At 68.0% G+C, this 16,499-nt stretch carries 12 protein-coding genes and 1 pseudogene; 3 read left to right on the forward strand and 10 right to left on the reverse strand.

What is annotated here, in order from left to right:
* Nucleotides 1-114: 114 nt before the first annotated feature.
* The 3 genes from LXE91_RS01900 to LXE91_RS01910 are packed head-to-tail and all read right to left on the reverse strand — an operon-like array spanning nucleotide 115 to nucleotide 6,128.
* Nucleotides 115-1,638, reverse strand: coding sequence for an efflux transporter outer membrane subunit (locus LXE91_RS01900; protein ID WP_039368424.1), 1,524 nt, complete (start codon nucleotides 1,636-1,638; stop codon nucleotides 115-117).
* On the reverse strand, nucleotides 1,638-4,838 hold the full coding sequence (bpeB, locus tag LXE91_RS01905) for an efflux RND transporter permease BpeB (protein ID WP_039368427.1): 3,201 nt from the start codon (nucleotides 4,836-4,838) through the stop codon (nucleotides 1,638-1,640). Before bpeB ends, LXE91_RS01900 begins: the two co-directional genes overlap by 1 nt.
* Before the next feature lie 15 nt (nucleotides 4,839-4,853).
* Complete coding sequence (locus tag LXE91_RS01910) at nucleotides 4,854-6,128, reverse strand: efflux RND transporter periplasmic adaptor subunit (RefSeq protein WP_046543586.1); 1,275 nt, start codon at nucleotides 6,126-6,128, stop codon at nucleotides 4,854-4,856.
* Between the two features lie 401 nt (nucleotides 6,129-6,529).
* Here LXE91_RS01910 and LXE91_RS01915 point away from each other — a divergent pair, with 401 nt between their 5' ends.
* A complete protein-coding gene (locus LXE91_RS01915) occupies nucleotides 6,530-7,171 on the forward strand; it encodes a TetR family transcriptional regulator (protein ID WP_011353051.1) in 642 nt (213 codons plus the stop codon).
* Nucleotides 7,172-7,271: 100 nt separating this feature from the next.
* On the opposite strand, the gene LXE91_RS01920 is transcribed toward LXE91_RS01915, so the two are convergent.
* Nucleotides 7,272-7,937 (reverse strand): cysteine hydrolase family protein, encoded by a 666-nt coding sequence (locus LXE91_RS01920; protein ID WP_039360693.1) that lies wholly within the window; start codon nucleotides 7,935-7,937, stop codon nucleotides 7,272-7,274.
* 152 nt (nucleotides 7,938-8,089) lie between these two features.
* On the opposite strand from LXE91_RS01920, the gene LXE91_RS01925 reads away from it, so the two are divergent.
* Entirely contained in the window at nucleotides 8,090-9,106 is a 1,017-nt protein-coding gene (locus LXE91_RS01925; protein WP_039360659.1) for a helix-turn-helix domain-containing protein, read from the forward strand.
* A gap of 42 nt (nucleotides 9,107-9,148) precedes the next feature.
* Here LXE91_RS01925 and LXE91_RS01930 read toward each other — a convergent pair whose 3' ends face one another.
* The 6 genes and pseudogenes from LXE91_RS01930 to LXE91_RS01955 form a co-directional block, all read right to left on the reverse strand.
* Complete coding sequence (locus tag LXE91_RS01930; protein WP_039360656.1) at nucleotides 9,149-9,856, reverse strand: SRPBCC family protein; 708 nt, start codon at nucleotides 9,854-9,856, stop codon at nucleotides 9,149-9,151.
* 28 nt (nucleotides 9,857-9,884) lie between these two features.
* Complete coding sequence (locus LXE91_RS01935) at nucleotides 9,885-10,244, reverse strand: DUF427 domain-containing protein (RefSeq protein WP_039360653.1); 360 nt, start codon at nucleotides 10,242-10,244, stop codon at nucleotides 9,885-9,887.
* Nucleotides 10,245-10,376: 132 nt separating this feature from the next.
* Nucleotides 10,377-10,814 (reverse strand): carboxypeptidase-like regulatory domain-containing protein, encoded by a 438-nt coding sequence (locus LXE91_RS01940; protein ID WP_039360650.1) that lies wholly within the window; start codon nucleotides 10,812-10,814, stop codon nucleotides 10,377-10,379.
* Between the two features lie 105 nt (nucleotides 10,815-10,919).
* Nucleotides 10,920-12,401 carry a DegQ family serine endoprotease gene (locus tag LXE91_RS01945; RefSeq protein ID WP_039360645.1) on the reverse strand — a complete coding sequence of 494 codons (1,482 nt, stop codon included), beginning with the start codon at nucleotides 12,399-12,401 and terminating at the stop codon, nucleotides 10,920-10,922.
* A gap of 111 nt (nucleotides 12,402-12,512) precedes the next feature.
* Nucleotides 12,513-13,858, reverse strand: a pseudogene (locus LXE91_RS01950) (ATP-binding protein).
* A gap of 3 nt (nucleotides 13,859-13,861) precedes the next feature.
* Nucleotides 13,862-14,524: a response regulator gene (locus LXE91_RS01955; RefSeq protein WP_039360640.1), complete on the reverse strand. Its 663-nt coding sequence runs from the start codon at nucleotides 14,522-14,524 to the stop codon at nucleotides 13,862-13,864.
* Between the two features lie 186 nt (nucleotides 14,525-14,710).
* On the opposite strand from LXE91_RS01955, the gene dacB reads away from it, so the two are divergent.
* Complete coding sequence (gene dacB / locus LXE91_RS01960; protein WP_039360689.1) at nucleotides 14,711-16,243, forward strand: D-alanyl-D-alanine carboxypeptidase/D-alanyl-D-alanine endopeptidase; 1,533 nt, start codon at nucleotides 14,711-14,713, stop codon at nucleotides 16,241-16,243.
* The last annotated feature ends 256 nt before the right edge of the window (nucleotides 16,244-16,499 follow it).

Raw genomic sequence — 16,499 nt, forward strand, 5'->3', positions numbered from 1 at the left:
AATCGACCACGCAAAAGAAAACGCCACAGACTTTCGTCAGTGGCGTTTTCGATTCCGCAACCAGCCGGTTCGAAAGGCAAGCGCGATCGAAACCGCGCGTGCCCCTCCTTGCGCTTACCCGTTCGTCGCCGTTGCCGACGCAGGCGCCGGAGCGGCCGCCTTGTCGTAATCGACCGGTGCATCCGGCGCACGCGGCGTTTCGCCTGCGCGCTGGATCCAGCCGCCGCCCAGGGCGCGATACAGGTCGACCAGATTGGTCCAGCGTGCCAGACGTGCGCTGATCAGCGATTGCTGCGCCGAGTACAGGTCCGTCTGCGCGGTCAGCACCGACAGGTAGCTGTCGACACCGTTCTTGTAACGCAGGTCCGACAGGTCGAAGCGACGCTGCTGCGCATGCTCGTTGCGCTCGAGCGCGGCGATCTGCTGGTCGTACGTGCCGCGTGCGGCGAGGCCATCCGACACTTCGCGGAATGCCGACTGGATCGCCTTCTCGTAGTTCGCGATCTCGATGCGCTTCTGCACGTGCGCGAGGTTCAGGTTCGCGATGTTCTGACCGCCTTCGAAGATCGGCATCGTGATCTGCGGCGCGAACGACCATGCGGCCGTGCCGGCCTTGAACAGGCCGCCGAGCGTCGGGCTGCCGGTGCCGAACGCACCCGTCAGCGAGATCTTCGGGAAGAACGCCGCGCGGGCCGCACCGATGTTCGCGTTCGCGGCCAGCAGCGTCTGCTCGGCCTGCATCACGTCGGGGCGACGCGTCAGCAGATCCGACGGCAGGCCAGCGGGCACATCCGTCAGCAGGTTCTGCGCGTCGAGCGGCCTGCCCGCCGGCAGGTCGTCCGGCAGCGGCTCGCCGATCAGCAGCACCAGCGCATTCAACGCCTGCGCGCGTGCACGCGCCTGCGCCTGCTGGTTCGCGAGCGCCGTCTCGACCACCGTCTGCGCCTGACGCAGCTCGAGCTCGGAGCCCGTGCCGTTGTCGAATTGCAGCTTGGTCAGGTCGTACGACGCCTGCGCGGTCTTCAGCGTGTTCTCCGTGACCTTCAACAGATCGTCGGTCGACAGCAGCGTCAGGTACTGGTCAGCCACCTGCGATACCAGCGAGATCTCCGACGCCTGCCGTGCATACGACGTCGACAGGTACTGCGCGAGCGCCTGGTCCTTCAGGCTCTGCACGCGGCCGAACAGGTCGAGCTCCCACGACGCGGACAGGCCGACGTTGTAGGCGCGCGAGATGTACGGCGCACCGGTCTGCGAAAGACCCTGCGGCACGCGCTGGATGCTGCCCGTGCCCGTACCGTCGAGCGTCGGGAACAACCCCGCGCGCGTGATCTGGTACTGCGCACGCGCGGCCTCGATGTTCAGCACTGCCACGCGCAGGTCGCGGTTGTTGTTCAGCGCGATCTCGATCAGCCGCTGCAGGCGCGGGTCGACGAAGAATTCGCGCCAGCCGATGGCGGTCGCAGCTTGCCCGTTCGCGCTGCGCGCGCCGGCCGCACCCGGCTGCGTCGCGTAGACGCCGCCGGCCGGGTACGCCTGCGCGACGGGCGCATCGGGCCGCTTGTAATGCGGCGCCATCGTGCAGCCCGTGGCAAAGAGCGCGACCGCGATTGCAGTCAAAGCGTGTTTTTGCATCATCACTGTCCCTTGTTGCCTTCGTCGCCGTTGCCCGGCTTCTCTTCGTGGTGCGAGTGCTCCTGAGCCAGGCGCAGCGCCTCGTCGACGTCTTCCTTCTCGCCGCTGAAGATCGCACGGATCTTCACGAAGAACATCGGGATCATGAAGATCGCGAGGAACGTCGCCGTGATCATCCCGCCGATCACGCCCGTACCGATCGCGTGCTGGCTGGCCGAACCCGCGCCGTTGCTGATCGCGAGCGGCATCACGCCGAGAATGAACGCGAGCGACGTCATCAGGATCGGACGCAGCCGCAGGCGCGCCGCTTCCAGCGCGGCCTCGATCGGCCCCATCTTCTCCGTCATCTGCAGTTCGCGCGCGAACTCCACGATCAGAATCGCGTTCTTCGCGGACAAGCCCACGGTGGTCAGCAGGCCGACCTGGAAGAACACGTCGTTCTCGAGGCCGCGCATCGTTGCCGCGAGCAGTGCACCGATCACGCCGAGCGGCACCACCATGATCACCGAGAACGGGATCGACCAGCTTTCATACAGTGCCGCGAGACACAGGAACACGACGAGGATCGAGATCGCATACAGGATCGGCGCCTGCGAACCGGACTGGATTTCCTGGAACGACAGGCCGGTCCACGAATAGCCGATACCGACCGGCAGCTTCTTCGCGATCTGTTCCATCGCGGCCATCGCCTGACCGGTCGACTTGCCCGGTGCGGCCTGGCCCTGGATTTCCATCGCCGACACACCGTTGTAGCGCTCGAGCTTCGGCGAACCGTACGTCCAGTGACCGGTCGCGAACGAACTGAACGGCACCATCCCGCCCGACCCGTTGCGCACGTACCAGATGTTCAGGTCTTCCGGCGTCATCCGGAACGGTGCGTCTGCCTGCACGTAGACCTTCTTGATCCGGCCATCGGTATCCAGGAAGTTGTTCACGTACTTCGACGCCCACGCGATCGAGAACGTCTGGTCGATCGCATCCGCCGTCACGCCGAGCGCGTTCGCCTTCTCGCGATCGATGTCGACCTTGTACTGCGGCGTATCGTTCAGGCCGTTCGGACGCACACCCTGCAGCGTCGGATCCTTCGAGGCCATCCCGAGCAGCTGGTTACGCGCGGCCATCAGCGCATCGTGGCCGAGGCCCGCGTTGTCCGTCAGCTCGAAGTCGAAGCCGGCAGCGGTGCCGAGTTCAGGAATCGACGGCGGGTTGAACGGGATCACGATCGCGTCCTTGTAGCCCGCGTAGCGCCCGAACATCCGGCCGATCAGCGCCTGCACCTTCTGGTTCGCATGCTGACGCTGCGAGTAGTCCTTCAGGCGAACGAACACGAGACCGGAGTTCTGGCCGCGGCCGGCGAAGCTGAAGCCGTTGACCGTGAACGCCGATTCGACGATTTCCTTCTCGTCCTTCAGCAGGTAGTCGGAAATGTTCGCGAGCGTCTTCGCGGTCGTTTCCTGCGTCGAGCCCGACGGCGTCTGCACGATCACGAACATCAGGCCCTGGTCTTCATCGGGCAGGAACGACTTCGGCAGGCGCACGAACAGCAGGCCGACCGCGACGATCACGACCAGGTAGATGATGAGCCAGCGGCCCGAACGCTTGATCACGTGGTGCACGCCGACGTGGTACTTGTCGCGGCTGTTGTTGAACGTGCGGTTGAACCAGCCGAAGAAGCCCTTCTTCTCTTCGTGATGCCCTTGCGGGATCGGCTTGAGGATCGTCGCGCACAATGCCGGCGTCAGAATCAACGCGACGAGCACCGACAGCACCATCGCCGACACGATCGTCAGCGAGAACTGACGATAGATCGCGCCGACCGAGCCGCCCGAGAATGCCACCGGCACGAACACCGCCGACAGCACGAGCGCCACGCCGACGAGTGCGCCGGTGATCTGGCCCATTGCCTTGCGCGTCGCCTCCTTCGGTGACAGGCCCTCTTCCGCCATCACCCGCTCGACGTTCTCCACGACCACGATCGCATCGTCGACCAGCAGGCCGATGGCGAGCACGAGGCCGAACATCGACAGCGTGTTGATCGAGAAGCCCACCATCGACATGATCGCGAACGTGCCGAGCAGCACCACCGGCACCGCGATCGTCGGGATGATCGTCGCCCGCAGGTTCTGCAGGAACAGGTACATCACGAGGAACACGAGCACGATACCTTCGAGCAGCGTCTTGACCACTTCCTCGATCGACAGCTTCACGAACGGCGTCGTGTCGTACGGGTACTTCACGACGAGGCCGTGCGGGAAGAACGGCGCCAGTTCGTCGATCTTCGCGCGCACGGCCTTCGCGGTCGCCAGCGCGTTCGCGTTGGTCGCGAGCTGGATACCGAGTGCCGCGGTCGGCTGACCGTTGTACTTCGTGTCGAAGTTGTAGTTTTCGCCGCCGAGTTCAAGCTTCGCGACATCCTTCAGGCGAACCTGCGAGCCGTCCTGGTTGACCTTCAGCAGGATGTTGCCGAACTGCTCGGGCGTCTGCAGCAGCGTCGATTCGGTGATCGTCGCCTGCAGCATCGTGCCCGGCGTGGACGGCGTGCCGCCGATCTGGCCGCCTGCGATCTGCACGTTCTGTGCGGAGATCGCGGTCGACACGTCGACCGGCGTGAGGCCGTAGTTCGTCAGCCGGGTCGCATCGAGCCAGACCCGCATCGCGTACTGCGAGCCGAACAGCGTGACGGTACCGACGCCGTTCAACCGGCTGATCGGGTCCTTCACGTGCGACGCCACGAAGTTCGCGAGGTCGTACTTGTTCATGCTGCCGTCTTCGGAGTTGAAGGCGAGCACCAGCAGGAAGCTGCTGCTCGACTTCGTCACCGACAGGCCGAGCTGCTGCACGACCTGCGGCAGAATCGGCGTCGCGAGCGACAGCTTGTTCTGCACCTGGACCTGCGCGATGTCGGCGTTGGTGCCCGGCGCGAAGGTCAGCGTGATCGTCGCGTTGCCCGAGTCATCGCTGGTCGACGACATGTACAGGAAGTTGTCGAGACCGCTCATCTGCTGCTCGATCACCTGCGTCACCGTGTCTTCCACCGTCTTCGCGGAAGCGCCCGGGTAGTTCGCGGTGATCTGGATCGAGGGCGGCGCGATCGTCGGATACTGCGAGATCGGCAGCGTGAAGATCGCCGCAACCCCGGCCAGCATCAGGATGATGGCGATCACCCACGCGAAGATCGGGCGATCGATAAAAAACTTTGCCATGAAACAGGCTCCCTGTTATTGCGCGCTCGAAGCAGCGGCAGCACTCGCCGGCGCGGCGCCCGATGCGGCAGCACCGGAAGCGGCAGCGGCGCCGGAACCGGCGGCAGCCGGCGCGGCGGTGGCGGCGGCGCCCGATGCGGCTCCGGCCGCCGGTGCGAGCTGTGCCGGTACCGACTTCACGGTCGCACCCGGGCGCACCTTCTCGCCGCCCTGCACGATCACGTGGTCGCCCGCTTGCAGACCGCCTTCGACGATCCAGTTCGGGCCCTGCATACCGGTGGTCTTCAGCGGACGCGGCTCGACCTTGTTGCTGGCGTTCACCACCATCGCGATCGCCTGGCCCTTCTGGTCATGCGTGACGCCGATCTGCGGCACCAGGAACGCGTTCTCGTTCACGCCTTCCTCGATCCGTGCGCGCACGAACATGCCCGGCAGCAGCACGCGGCCCGGGTTCGGGAACACCGCGCGGATCGTCACCGAACCGGTGGCCTGGTCGACCGTCACGTCCGAGAACTGCAGCTTGCCGGCTTCCGAATAGGTCTTGCCGTCTTCCAGGATCAGCGACACCTTCGCGGCGCCCGGGCCGCTCGTCTTCAGGCGGCCGCTCTGCACGTCCTGACGCAGCTTCAGGCCTTCGAGGCTCGACTGCGTGAGGTCGACGTACACCGGATCGAGCTGCTGCACCGTCGACATCAGCGTCGCCTGGCTCGCCTGCACGTAGGCGCCCGGCGTCACTTGCGAGATGCCGACGCGGCCGGTGATCGGCGACACGACGTCGGTGTAGCCGAGGTTGATCTGCGCGGTATCGACCGCCGCCTTGCCGGCCGCGACGTCCGCCGCTGCCTGGCCCTGCGTGGCCACTGCGTTGTCGTAGTCCTGCTTGCTGACCGCGTTCGCGGCCACCAGCACCTTGTAGCGCGCGACCAGTGCGTTCTGCGTGACGAGGTTCGCCTGCGCCTTCGCGAGCGTTGCCTTCGCACTGTTCAATGCGGCGATGTACGGCGCCGGATCGATCTTGTACAGACGCTGGCCGGCCTTCACGTCGGTGCCTTCGGTGAATTCACGGCGCAGCACGATGCCGTCGACTCGTGCGCGCACCTGCGCGACGAGGAATGCGCTGGTGCGGCCCGGCAGTTCGCTGAAGACCGGTACGGCTTGCGGTTGGACGGTGACGACGCCGACTTCCGGCGTTTGCGGCGGCGGTGCCGATTCTTTTTTCCCGCACGCGGCCAGGAAAACGGCGGCCGTCGCGACAGTGATTAAGCGGTATGGAACCCGTTCGACGCGCATGGAGCGACCTCTGTGTATAACCAATGGAATAAGTGCCGCACCCGACCGGAGGGAGCGCAACACGGATGCGCCTCACGGCGCAGATCGAACACCTGAAATACTGGACTGCTAGATACAGCAAGCGGCACGAAACCTCCGTGCCGACAGGTTGCCCCGCACTGCGGACTGTTACTTTGGCGGGAATCAGCAGAGTGGGATATTAACTGATTGCCACTTGGGTCATTCGATCGTAGGGTGGTATTGTATATACATTCATGAATGTATGTAAAAAGCCCGTTTGTGCCTCGCCTGCTGTCCAGTCTTACAGATTGTTACCAACCGCAAGCATAGCCAGTCTATATGACTGCGCCGAGGGTTGCAGACCCTATATTCACCTACGATCATTCCAATCAGGCCTGCACATGGTCAGACGTACCAAGGAGGAGGCGCTCGAGACACGCAATCGCATTCTCGACGCCGCCGAACACGTGTTCTTCGAGAAGGGCGTGTCGCACACGTCGCTCGCGGACATCGCGCAGCATGCCGGCGTGACGCGCGGTGCGATCTACTGGCATTTCGCGAACAAGAGCGAGCTGTTCGACGCGATGTTCGACCGCGTGTTTCTGCCGATCGACGAGCTGAAGCGGATGCCGCTCGACGCGCCGGGCGGCAATCCGCTCGAGAAGATCCGGCAGATCCTGATCTGGTGCCTGCTCGGCGTGCAGCGCGATGCGCAGTTGCGCCGCGTGTTCAGCATCCTGTTCATGAAGTGCGAGTACGTCGCGGATCTGGAGCCGCTGCTCCAGCGCAACCGTGCGGGGATGAGCGAGGCGCTGCACGCGATCGACGCCGATCTCGCGGGGGCCGTGCGGCTCAAGCTGCTGCCCGAGCGGCTCGATACCTGGCGCGCGACGCTGATGCTGCACACGCTCGTCAGCGGTTTCGTGCGCGACATGCTGATGCTGCCCGACGAGATCGACGCCGAGCAGCATGCGGAAAAGCTCGTCGACGGCTGTTTCGACATGCTGCGCTACAGCCCGGCGATGCTGAAGGACGGTGACTGACCGCGCAACAAGCGGTCGTCTGCGGCGTTGTGTGTTTCATCGGGCGGCGCACCGACCTCGCCAACGCGCTGCCCGCGCCCGCTCCCATCTCCCTCCTGTTTCAGGCCGCCTTCGCGCGCTGCGCGCGAGCCCGCCGGTTCGACGCGGCGACCGAATCGCGCTTCGGCATCGGCGCACCGGCCAATCCCGCGATCCACGCGTCGGTCGACATCACGGCCGCGAAATTCGACTGAAACACCACCGAGTACGCGCGGTGAATCTCCTCGGCGCTCGCCGCGCCCGCTTCGTTCTCGTACGGCAGCGTGCCCGTCGCGTCGTCCAGGTACTCGACATTCAGCCCCGCGTGCGCCGCGTGATAGACCGTCGACGCATTGCAGTTGTGCGTCATGTAGCCGGCCACCGTGAGCGTGTCGATCCCGTCCGCGTCGAGCCACGCGGCGAGGTCGGTACCGGCAAACGAGCTTGCCTGCTTCTTCTCGATCAGGTGCGCATACGGCCGGCCGGCAACGACCGCGTGCAGCGCGACGCCGTCGGAGCCGGGCGCGAAGATCGGCGCGCCGGCCGGTGCGACGTGCTGGACGACGATCACCGGTACGCCGGCTGCGTGCGCGGCATCGATCGCGCGGCCGATGTTCGCGAGCGACACGTCGAGCGGCGGATATTCGATCGGCAGGTTGCCCGTCACGTATTCGTTCTGGACGTCGATCACGATCAGGGCGCGACGGGAAACGGCTTGGGAAGCGGAATGCGGGACGGCGTTCGACATGGCGGGCTCCTGGTCCGGGGGCGCGGCCCCGCCCCGGAACGGGACGGCCAGCGGCGCGATGCGATGCATTGTCGGCGCGCATCGTTCGCGCGGACAGTGGCCCGATAGCCATTCTTCGATAAAATCGGGCCATTGCCATTCCGGAGCCCGCCATGACCGCCGCCGCCCCGTCCATCCGGACCGCCCAGCCTGCTCCGACCGTCGTTGCCGTGATCGCGTATAACGGCATCAGCCCGTTCCATCTGTCGGTGCCGTCGGTCGTGTTCGGCAAGGAACGCGACGCGGCCGCCTCGCCGGCGTTCGAGTTCCGCGTCTGCTCGGCCGAACGCGGCCCGCTGTCGACGACGGGCGGCTTCACGATCACCGCGCCGTACGGGCTCGACGGGCTCGACGATGCGGACATCGTCATCGTGCCGGCATGGCGCGACCCCGACGAAGCGCCGCCCGACGTGCTGCTCGACGCCGTCCGCGCGGCCGCCGCGCGTGGCGCGCAGCTCGTCGGGCTGTGCCTCGGCGCTTACGTGCTCGCCGCGGCCGGGCTGCTCGACGGCCGCCCGGCCACCACGCACTGGGCATGGGCCGACGACTTCGCACAACGCTTTCCGCGCGTGAAGCTCGATCCGGACGTGCTGTACGTGGACGACGGCAACCTGATGACATCGGCCGGCACGGCCGCCGGGCTCGACTGCTGCCTGCACGTCGTCCGGCTGCGCTTCGGCTCGGACGCCGCGAACCGGATCGCGCGCCGCCTCGTGATCCCGCCGCACCGGCAGGGCGGGCAGGCGCAATACGTGCCGCAGCCGGTCGCCGCGCACCCGCGCGATGCGCGGCTCGCGGGCCTGCTCGACTGGGTACGCGCTCACCTCGACGCCGCACACAGCGTCGATTCGCTCGCCGAACGCGTGCTGATGAGCCGGCGCACGTTCACGCGCCACTTCCGGCAGGCGACCGGCACGACCGTCACCGCGTGGCTGCAGGCCGAGCGGCTCGCGCGCGCGCAGCATCTGCTGGAAACCACCGGGCAATCGATCGACGCAATCGCGCAGGCGGCCGGCTACGGGTCGAGCGTGTCGCTGCGCCAGCATTTCGCGGGCACGCTCGGCACGTCGCCGTCGGCATATCGAAGGGAATTTCGCGGCGCCGGAGCCGGCGCCGATGTCGCGCGGTAACGCGCGCGGCGAGCAGGCCGCGCGGCGGAACCGGCCGGCCGCTCAGCCGACGTTGAACCAGCGCGCCGCGTAAAGCAGCAGCGCGACGAAGACGATCATCGCGGCCCACGCCCACACGGGCACCGTGCCGGCGTCGCGATGCGGGAGCGCGCCGGCGGCACGGCCGGTCAGCGCGCTGCCGAGGTGCGGCGGCAGCGCACGCTTCGTCGCGGCCACCAGCGACGCCGGCCGCAGGAACACGTGCTGGCGCCGCGGCGCGGCCGAGCGCGCGCGATTCGGTGCAAGCCCGTGCTTCGCCTGCACGACCGCGCAGAATTCACGGAAGAAATCGTCGGTCCATTCGCGCAGCGTGTTTTCGATCTGCCGCCCCGGCAGCTCGGTGAGCGGGCCGCTCGCCGTCGCCCAGACCACGTACTCGATGCGCGTGGCGTTCGCATCGTCATCCGGCATCAGCACGAGTTCGACCTGGCCGCGCAGCGCGCCGAGCCCGTCGGCCCGCGCCTTGAAGTTGAGCACGCGGCGCGGCCGCCCCTCCGCGTCACCCTGCTCGGCGGCCGCATGCGCACGCACGTCGTAGCGGGCGCGCAGCGGGCCGAGCGGCACCGTGATCGTCAGTGCAAACGCGCCAGGCGCAAGCTTCTCGAAGGATTCGCAATGCTCGAAGCTCGCGCGCAGCAACGCGAGATCCTCGAATGCCTCCCGCACGACGGGCGGGGCGAGCGGTATGCGCAATGTGTCGTTCAGTTCCATGACGCCTCCCCGATGAACACGCGCCGCATCAGGACGTCTCGACGAGACTGTCGATCCGTGCAGCGTCGAAGGCAACGTAGTGCGCGAGCGCCGACGCGGCCTCGTTCGGTTCCTCGTAACTCCATGCGGCGTTCTCGATCACGCCGTCTTCGGTCTGCAAGTCGAAGTGCACGGCCTCGCCCCTGAACGGGGAGGTCGACGTGACGCCTGATTTCACGAGCCGGCGCATGTTGACATCGCGGCGCGGCAGGTAGTGGGTGTCCGGCAGACCCGTTTCGCGCACGGTCAGCGCGCCGTGCGAATCGGCATACGTGATGCCGCGATGGATCACACGCACGCGATGGCGGTTCGGCACGATTTCGAGGCGAGGGTCGGCTGCGTCGGACATCGTTTCTCCTTGGGGCGGCCAGGCCAAGCCGGGCTCAGGAAACGAAAAAGCCACGGCACGGGTGCCGTGGCTTTCATTATGGGCGAAACCGCCGCCGAATGCGCAACCCCGGCCGGGGCCGCGCGCGGCGGGCTACTGCGCGCGCCACTGGAAGGCGGTTTTCGCGCCGCCCTTCGTGCCGACCGTGACGGCGTGGGATTCCTCGTTGCCCTGGTACGACGCCTGCACCGTATAGCGGCCCGGCGGCACCTTCACGAGCATGTACGGCCCGCGCGCGTCGGTCTTCAGCACTTCGGTACCCTTGCCGTCGACGATCCGCACATGGACGTCGGCCAGGAACTCGCCGCCCTTGCCGGTGAACCGCAGCGCCAGCGGCCAATTCGGCTCGTTGCGCTGGAACGCCGTCGATTCGTCCAGCCCGACGCCGCCGGACACGAAGGTGACGTCGCCCTGCTGGCGCGCGGCGGGCAAGCCGTCCGACTGCGCGTACGCGCCGGTCGCGCCGGCTGCGAGGCCGGCGGCCAGCGCCGCGGCGACGGCAAATCGGGACACGTTGCGTAGATATTGCATGGCTCTCTCCTTGGGGTCGGAACACATACAGGGCGCCGCGTCACACGTTCCGAACGGCGGCGGCGCCCGCCGCGGCCGGCCTGGCCGGCCGTCGGCCGTGGCCGGTCAGCTCAGGTCGACCGGCACGAAGATCTGCGCATTATCGCGCTGGATCAGTAGAGCAAGACTGTTGCCCGCCCCCTTGACCGCGTCGCGCAACTGCTCGGGGCTCGTGACCGGACGGCCGTTGACCGCGAGGATCACGTCGCCGGGCTGGATGCCCGCGTTGGCGGCCGGCCCGCCGGCCTGCTGCACGATCAGGCCGTGCGACAGGTTGCTGGCACTGCGCTCCTGCGGCGACAGCGGACGCACCGCGACGCCCAGGCGCCCCTGCTCGACCGGCCCGCCGTCGTTCGACGCGAGCTTCGCGTCGGCCATCGCGCCGAGCGTCACGCTGATCGACTTCTTCGACTTGTCGCGCCAGATCTGCAGGTCGGCCTTCGAACCCGGCTTCAGGTTCGCGATCTGCGCGGGCAGCGACGTCGAATCGGCGACCGGCGAGCCGTTGACCGACAGGATCACGTCACCCGGCTGCAGGCCGGCCTTCGCGGCCGGGCCGTTCGCGTCGACCGAGCTGACGAGCGCGCCGTCCGGCTTCTGCAGTCCGAACGAGCTCGCGAGCGTCTGGTTCAGCCCCTGCACGGCAACGCCGAGGCGGCCGCGGCTCACGTGGCCCGTCTTCACGAGCTCGTCCTTCACCTTGATCGCCTCGTTGATCGGGATCGCGAACGACAGGCCCTGGAAGCCGCCCGTCTGCGAGTAGATCATCGAGTTGATGCCGATCACCTCGCCCTGCAGGTTGAACAGCGGGCCGCCCGAGTTGCCGGGGTTCACCGGCACGTCGGTCTGGATGAACGGCGTGTAGTTCTCGTCCGGCAGCGCGCGCGACTTCGCGCTGATGATGCCCGACGTGACCGTGTTGTCGAAGCCGTACGGCGAGCCGATCGCGACGACCCACTGGCCGACCTTGCTCTGCGCCGGGTCGCCGATCTTCACGGTCGGCAGGCCGCTCGCGTCGATCTTCAGCACCGCGACGTCGGACTGCTTGTCGGAGCCGACGACCTTCGCCTTGTATTCGCGCTTGTCGGTCAGCTTGACCGTGACGACGTTCGCGCCGTCGATCACGTGCGCATTGGTGAGGATGTACCCGTCGGAGCTGATGACGAACCCGGAACCGAGGCTCGCGCTCGGCTGGTCGTCCGGCTGCGCGTCGCCGCCCATGCCCGGCACCTGGCCGTAGAAGTGCTTGAAGAACTGGTAGAACGGATCGCTCGGGTCGATCGGCAGCTGCGGCTGCGGCACGCGCCGCGACACCTGCTTCACGACGTGCTTCGCGCTGATGTTCACGACCGCCGGGCCGTAGGTCTCGACCAGCCCGGAGAAGTCGGGAATGCCGGTCTTCGCGGCCGCTTCGGCCGGCATCAGTGCGGCCTGCGCGGGCGTGATGATCTGCGGATCGGCGCGGCGGGTGCCGGCAACATAACCTGCGGACAGGGCGGCCGCCACGGCGACCGCGACGGCGCCGCGCGCAAGGAATCGGGTGTTCATCGTAGGACCTCCTCTTTGTTAGGACGCAGCGTAACGACCCTGGCTTAAAGGAGGCTTAATCAGCCTTAAGCGGGGCTTAAGCGGCCGTCACCGCCCGCCGGAGAGCGTTCTTCACGCGGATTCGGACGGCTGCGGCGCCTCGGCCGGCATCTCGGCGTCGCGGAACACGACGCTGACGAGCAGGCCGCCCGCGGCCGCATCGCCGAGCGACACCGTCGCGCCCTGCTGCGCGGCCACGCGCTTGACGATCGCGAGCCCGAGCCCGCTGCCCGCCACGTCGGTGCGCGCCCGCGCGGAGCTGTCGCGGTAGAAGCGGTCGAACACGCGTTCGCGCTCCTCGGCCGGAATGCCGGGCCCGCTGTCGCCGATCTGCACGCACGCGCGGCCGGCCGCGTCGCGGGTCAGCGACACGTCGATGCGGCCGCCGTCCGGCGTGTACTTCACCGCGTTGTCGAGCAGGTTGCCGAACATCACGCGCAGCGCGCCGACGTCCGCGACGACGCTCGCCGCGCGCGTCTCCTCGAAGCCGAGATCGATGTCGCGCCGTTGCGCGAGCGGCGCAACCGCGCCCACGCATTCGGCAAGCAGCGCCTGCAGGTCGACCGGCTCGCGCATCGTCGCGCCATCCGGTTCCGCGCGGGCGAGCGCAAGCAGTTGCTCCGTGAGGCGCGTCGCACGCGACACGCCATCCTGGAGATCCGCGACCGCCTCGCGGCGCGACGCGTCGTCCTTCGCGCGGGCCACGAGCTGCGCCTGGATCTGCACCGCCGCGAGCGGCGTGCGCAGTTCGTGCGCGGCGTCGGCCACGAAAGCCTTCTGCGTGTCGAGTGCGGCCGCCAGCCGCGCGAGCAGCCCGTTCAGTGCCCGGACGAGCGGCTGCACCTCGAGCGGCAGGCGCCCATCGGGCAGCGGATCGAGCGCTTCCGGCCGGCGCGCCTCGACCGCGCGCGTCACGCGGCCGAGCGGCGCGAGCCCGCGCCCGACGATCCCCACACGGCCGCGCCGAGGAACGGCAACAGCACGATCAGCGGCCACAGCGTGCGCAGCGCGACGTTCGCCGCGAGCCGGTTGCGCACCGACAGCGGCTGCGCGAGCTGCACGACGTTGTCGCCGACGATCGCCCCGTACACGCGCCATTCGCCGCGATCGGTGCGTTCGGTCGAGAAGCCGAGCTCCGCGCGCGGCGCGATCGGCGCACGCGGATGCGAGAAGTACATCAGCACGCCGTTGCGGTTCCAGATCTGGATCACGATGCCTTCTTCGCCGTTGGTGCGCGAGCCGAACACCTGCGAGAACGGCTCGGACGGCAAGGCCGCGGCGATTTCCTGCAACTGGTAGTCGAACAGTTCGTTCGCCTCGGCGAGCGCCTGCCGGTAGATGAGCCAGCCCGCGATGCCCACGCCCGCAACGACGATCGCGAGCAGCCAGATCAGCAATTGATGACGAATCGACCTCACGCGTCAGCTTTCCTTGACGACCATGTAGCCGAGCCCGCGCACGTTGCGGATCAGGTCCGAGCCGAGCTTCTTGCGCAGCGCGTGGATGTAGACCTCGACCGTGTTGCTGCCGATCTCCTCGCCCCAGCCGTACATCTTCTCCTCGAGCTGGCTCTTCGACAGCACCGCGCCGGGCCGCGCGAGCAGCGCCTCGAGCAGCGCGAACTCGCGCGCGGACAGCGCGACGGGCACGCCGTCGAGCGTCACCTGGTGCGAAGCGGGATCGAGCGTCAGCGCGCCGTGGCGGATCAGCGATTCGCTGCGCCCGGCCTGGCGGCGGATCAGCGCGCGCATCCGCGCGCCCAGTTCATCGAGGTCGAACGGCTTGACGAGGTAGTCGTCGGCGCCCGCGTCGAGCCCCTTCACGCGATCGGCCACCGCGTCGCGCGCGGTGACGATCAGCACCGGCAGCGCCAGCCCGCGTGCGCGCAGCGTGCGCAGCACGTCGATGCCGTCGCGCTTCGGCAGGCCGAGATCGAGCAGCAGCAGGTCGTACGTCTCGCCGCCGAGCGCCGTCAGCGCGGCGTCGCCGTCCTGCACCCAGTCGACCGCAAAGCCGTCCGAGCGCAGCGCCTTGCGCACGCCTTCGGCAATCATTCGATCATCTTCGACAAGCAGAATCCGCATCGGGACAGGCATCCATGGGGCGAGTCAAACACGCCGACCATTGTAGCGCCGCGAACCGGGCGCGCGGCACCGTGCAATGCAACAGAAAGGCGGATTGCAAGGGCGCTGTCCGGACTTGTCTCTACAATGTGCGCTTTGGCGCCGCGCGCGCCCTGCCCGAACGTCGTGCTTCTCCCGTATTCGCTCATGCCGATTTCCGATCTTTCCGCCCGGTTCGCCCCCCGCGCCCGCCTCTGCCTGCGAGCAGCCGCCATCGTCGCCACCTGTACTGCCCTCGCCTTCGCGCCTGCCGCGCAGGCCGGCAAGAAATCCCGCAAGGAAGCACGCAAGACCACGGTCGTATCGCCCGCCGCACGCGCGGCCGGCCTGCCGGCGTCCGTGCTCGTCGCGTTGCAGCGCGCGAAGGTGCCGGCGTCGGCGATGAGCGTCGTCGTCGAGCGCGTCGGCGATCCGGAACCGCTGATCGCGTGGAATGCGAGCCGGCCGATGATGCCTGCGTCGACGATGAAGCTCGTGACGACCTTCTCGGGCCTGTCGATCCTCGGCCCCGACTACCGCTGGCGCACGACCGCCTACACGGACGGCACGATCGACCCCGACGGCACGCTGCAGGGCAACCTGTACATCAAGGGCACCGGCGATCCGAAGCTCGTGCCCGAGGAGCTGATCGACCTCGTCGACAAGCTCCGCAAGGCCGGTGTCAAGCGCGTGGCCGGCGGCCTCGTGCTCGACAAGAGCTACTTCGCGGCCTCGACCCGCGATCTCCCTTCGTTCGACGACGACGCGAGCGCGCCGTACAACGTCGGCCCCGACCCGCTGCTGTACGCATTCAAGGCCGTGTCGTTCACCGTCACGCCGGGCGACGACGGCAAGGTGGCCGTCGACGTGCTGCCGCCGCTCGCGGATCTGTCGATCGACAACCAGCTGGTCGAGGGCACGGGCTCGTGCAGCGCGGCCGCCGCGGCCGCGCGCCCGACGCTGACGGCCGGCGGCGGGATCATGACCGCGTCGTTCGCGGGCGACTACCCGCTGCGCTGCGGCGCGCACACGACCAACCTCGCGATCCTCGATCACACGACGTTCTTCGCACGCGGCTTCCTCGCGCTGTGGCAGCAGGACGGCGGCACGATCGCGGGGCCGGTGAGCGAGGGCAAGGTGCCGACCACCGCGCGGCCCCTCGCCGTGCATCACAGCCCGGTGCTCGGCAGCATCGTCTACGACATCAACAAGTTCAGCAACAACGTGATGGCGCGCAACCTGTTCCTGACGATCGGCGCGGCCAGCGGCAAGCCGCCCGCGACGCCCGAGCAGTCGAGCCGCGTGATCCAGGCGTTCCTGCAGAAGAACGGCATCGCGATGCCCGACCTCGTGCTCGAGAACGGCTCGGGCCTGTCGCGCGAAGAGCATGTGAGCGCGCTGTCGCTTGCCGCGCTGCTGCAGGCCGCGAACGCGAGCCCCGTCGCGCAGGCCTTCGTCGATTCGCTGCCGATCGCCGGCATCGACGGCACGATGAAGAACCGCCTCACCAACGCCGGCGTGCTCGGCAACGCGCACATCAAGACCGGCACGCTGCGCGACGTGCGCGCGATCGCCGGCTACGTCGCCGGTGCGGACGGCCAGAGCTACATCGTCGTGAGCTTCATCAACAACGATCACGCCGAAGCCGCACGGGCCGCGCATGACTCGCTGCTCGAGTGGATCTACGCCGGCGCGCATTGAGGTTGCGGCGCGCCACGACACACGGCGCGCCCATGACCTGCTGCCGGCGCACGTCGGCCCGCGTCGGCATCGGCGCGGCACCATGCAGCGGGTCGCCCTGACGCGCCGCCGGGGCGGCCTGCCGGCGCCTTCGCACACCGAATCCCGCCCTCCCCAGTTTGAAACGCCAGCCGCCACCGGCGCACGACACACCGCGCGGGCATCACGCCCGAAAAAACAGGGCCGCACCGCCTGGCCCCGTGCCGCGCGGCTTCCG

Source organism: Burkholderia contaminans, assembly GCF_029633825.1.
Taxonomy (GTDB): Bacteria; Pseudomonadota; Gammaproteobacteria; order Burkholderiales; family Burkholderiaceae; genus Burkholderia; species Burkholderia contaminans.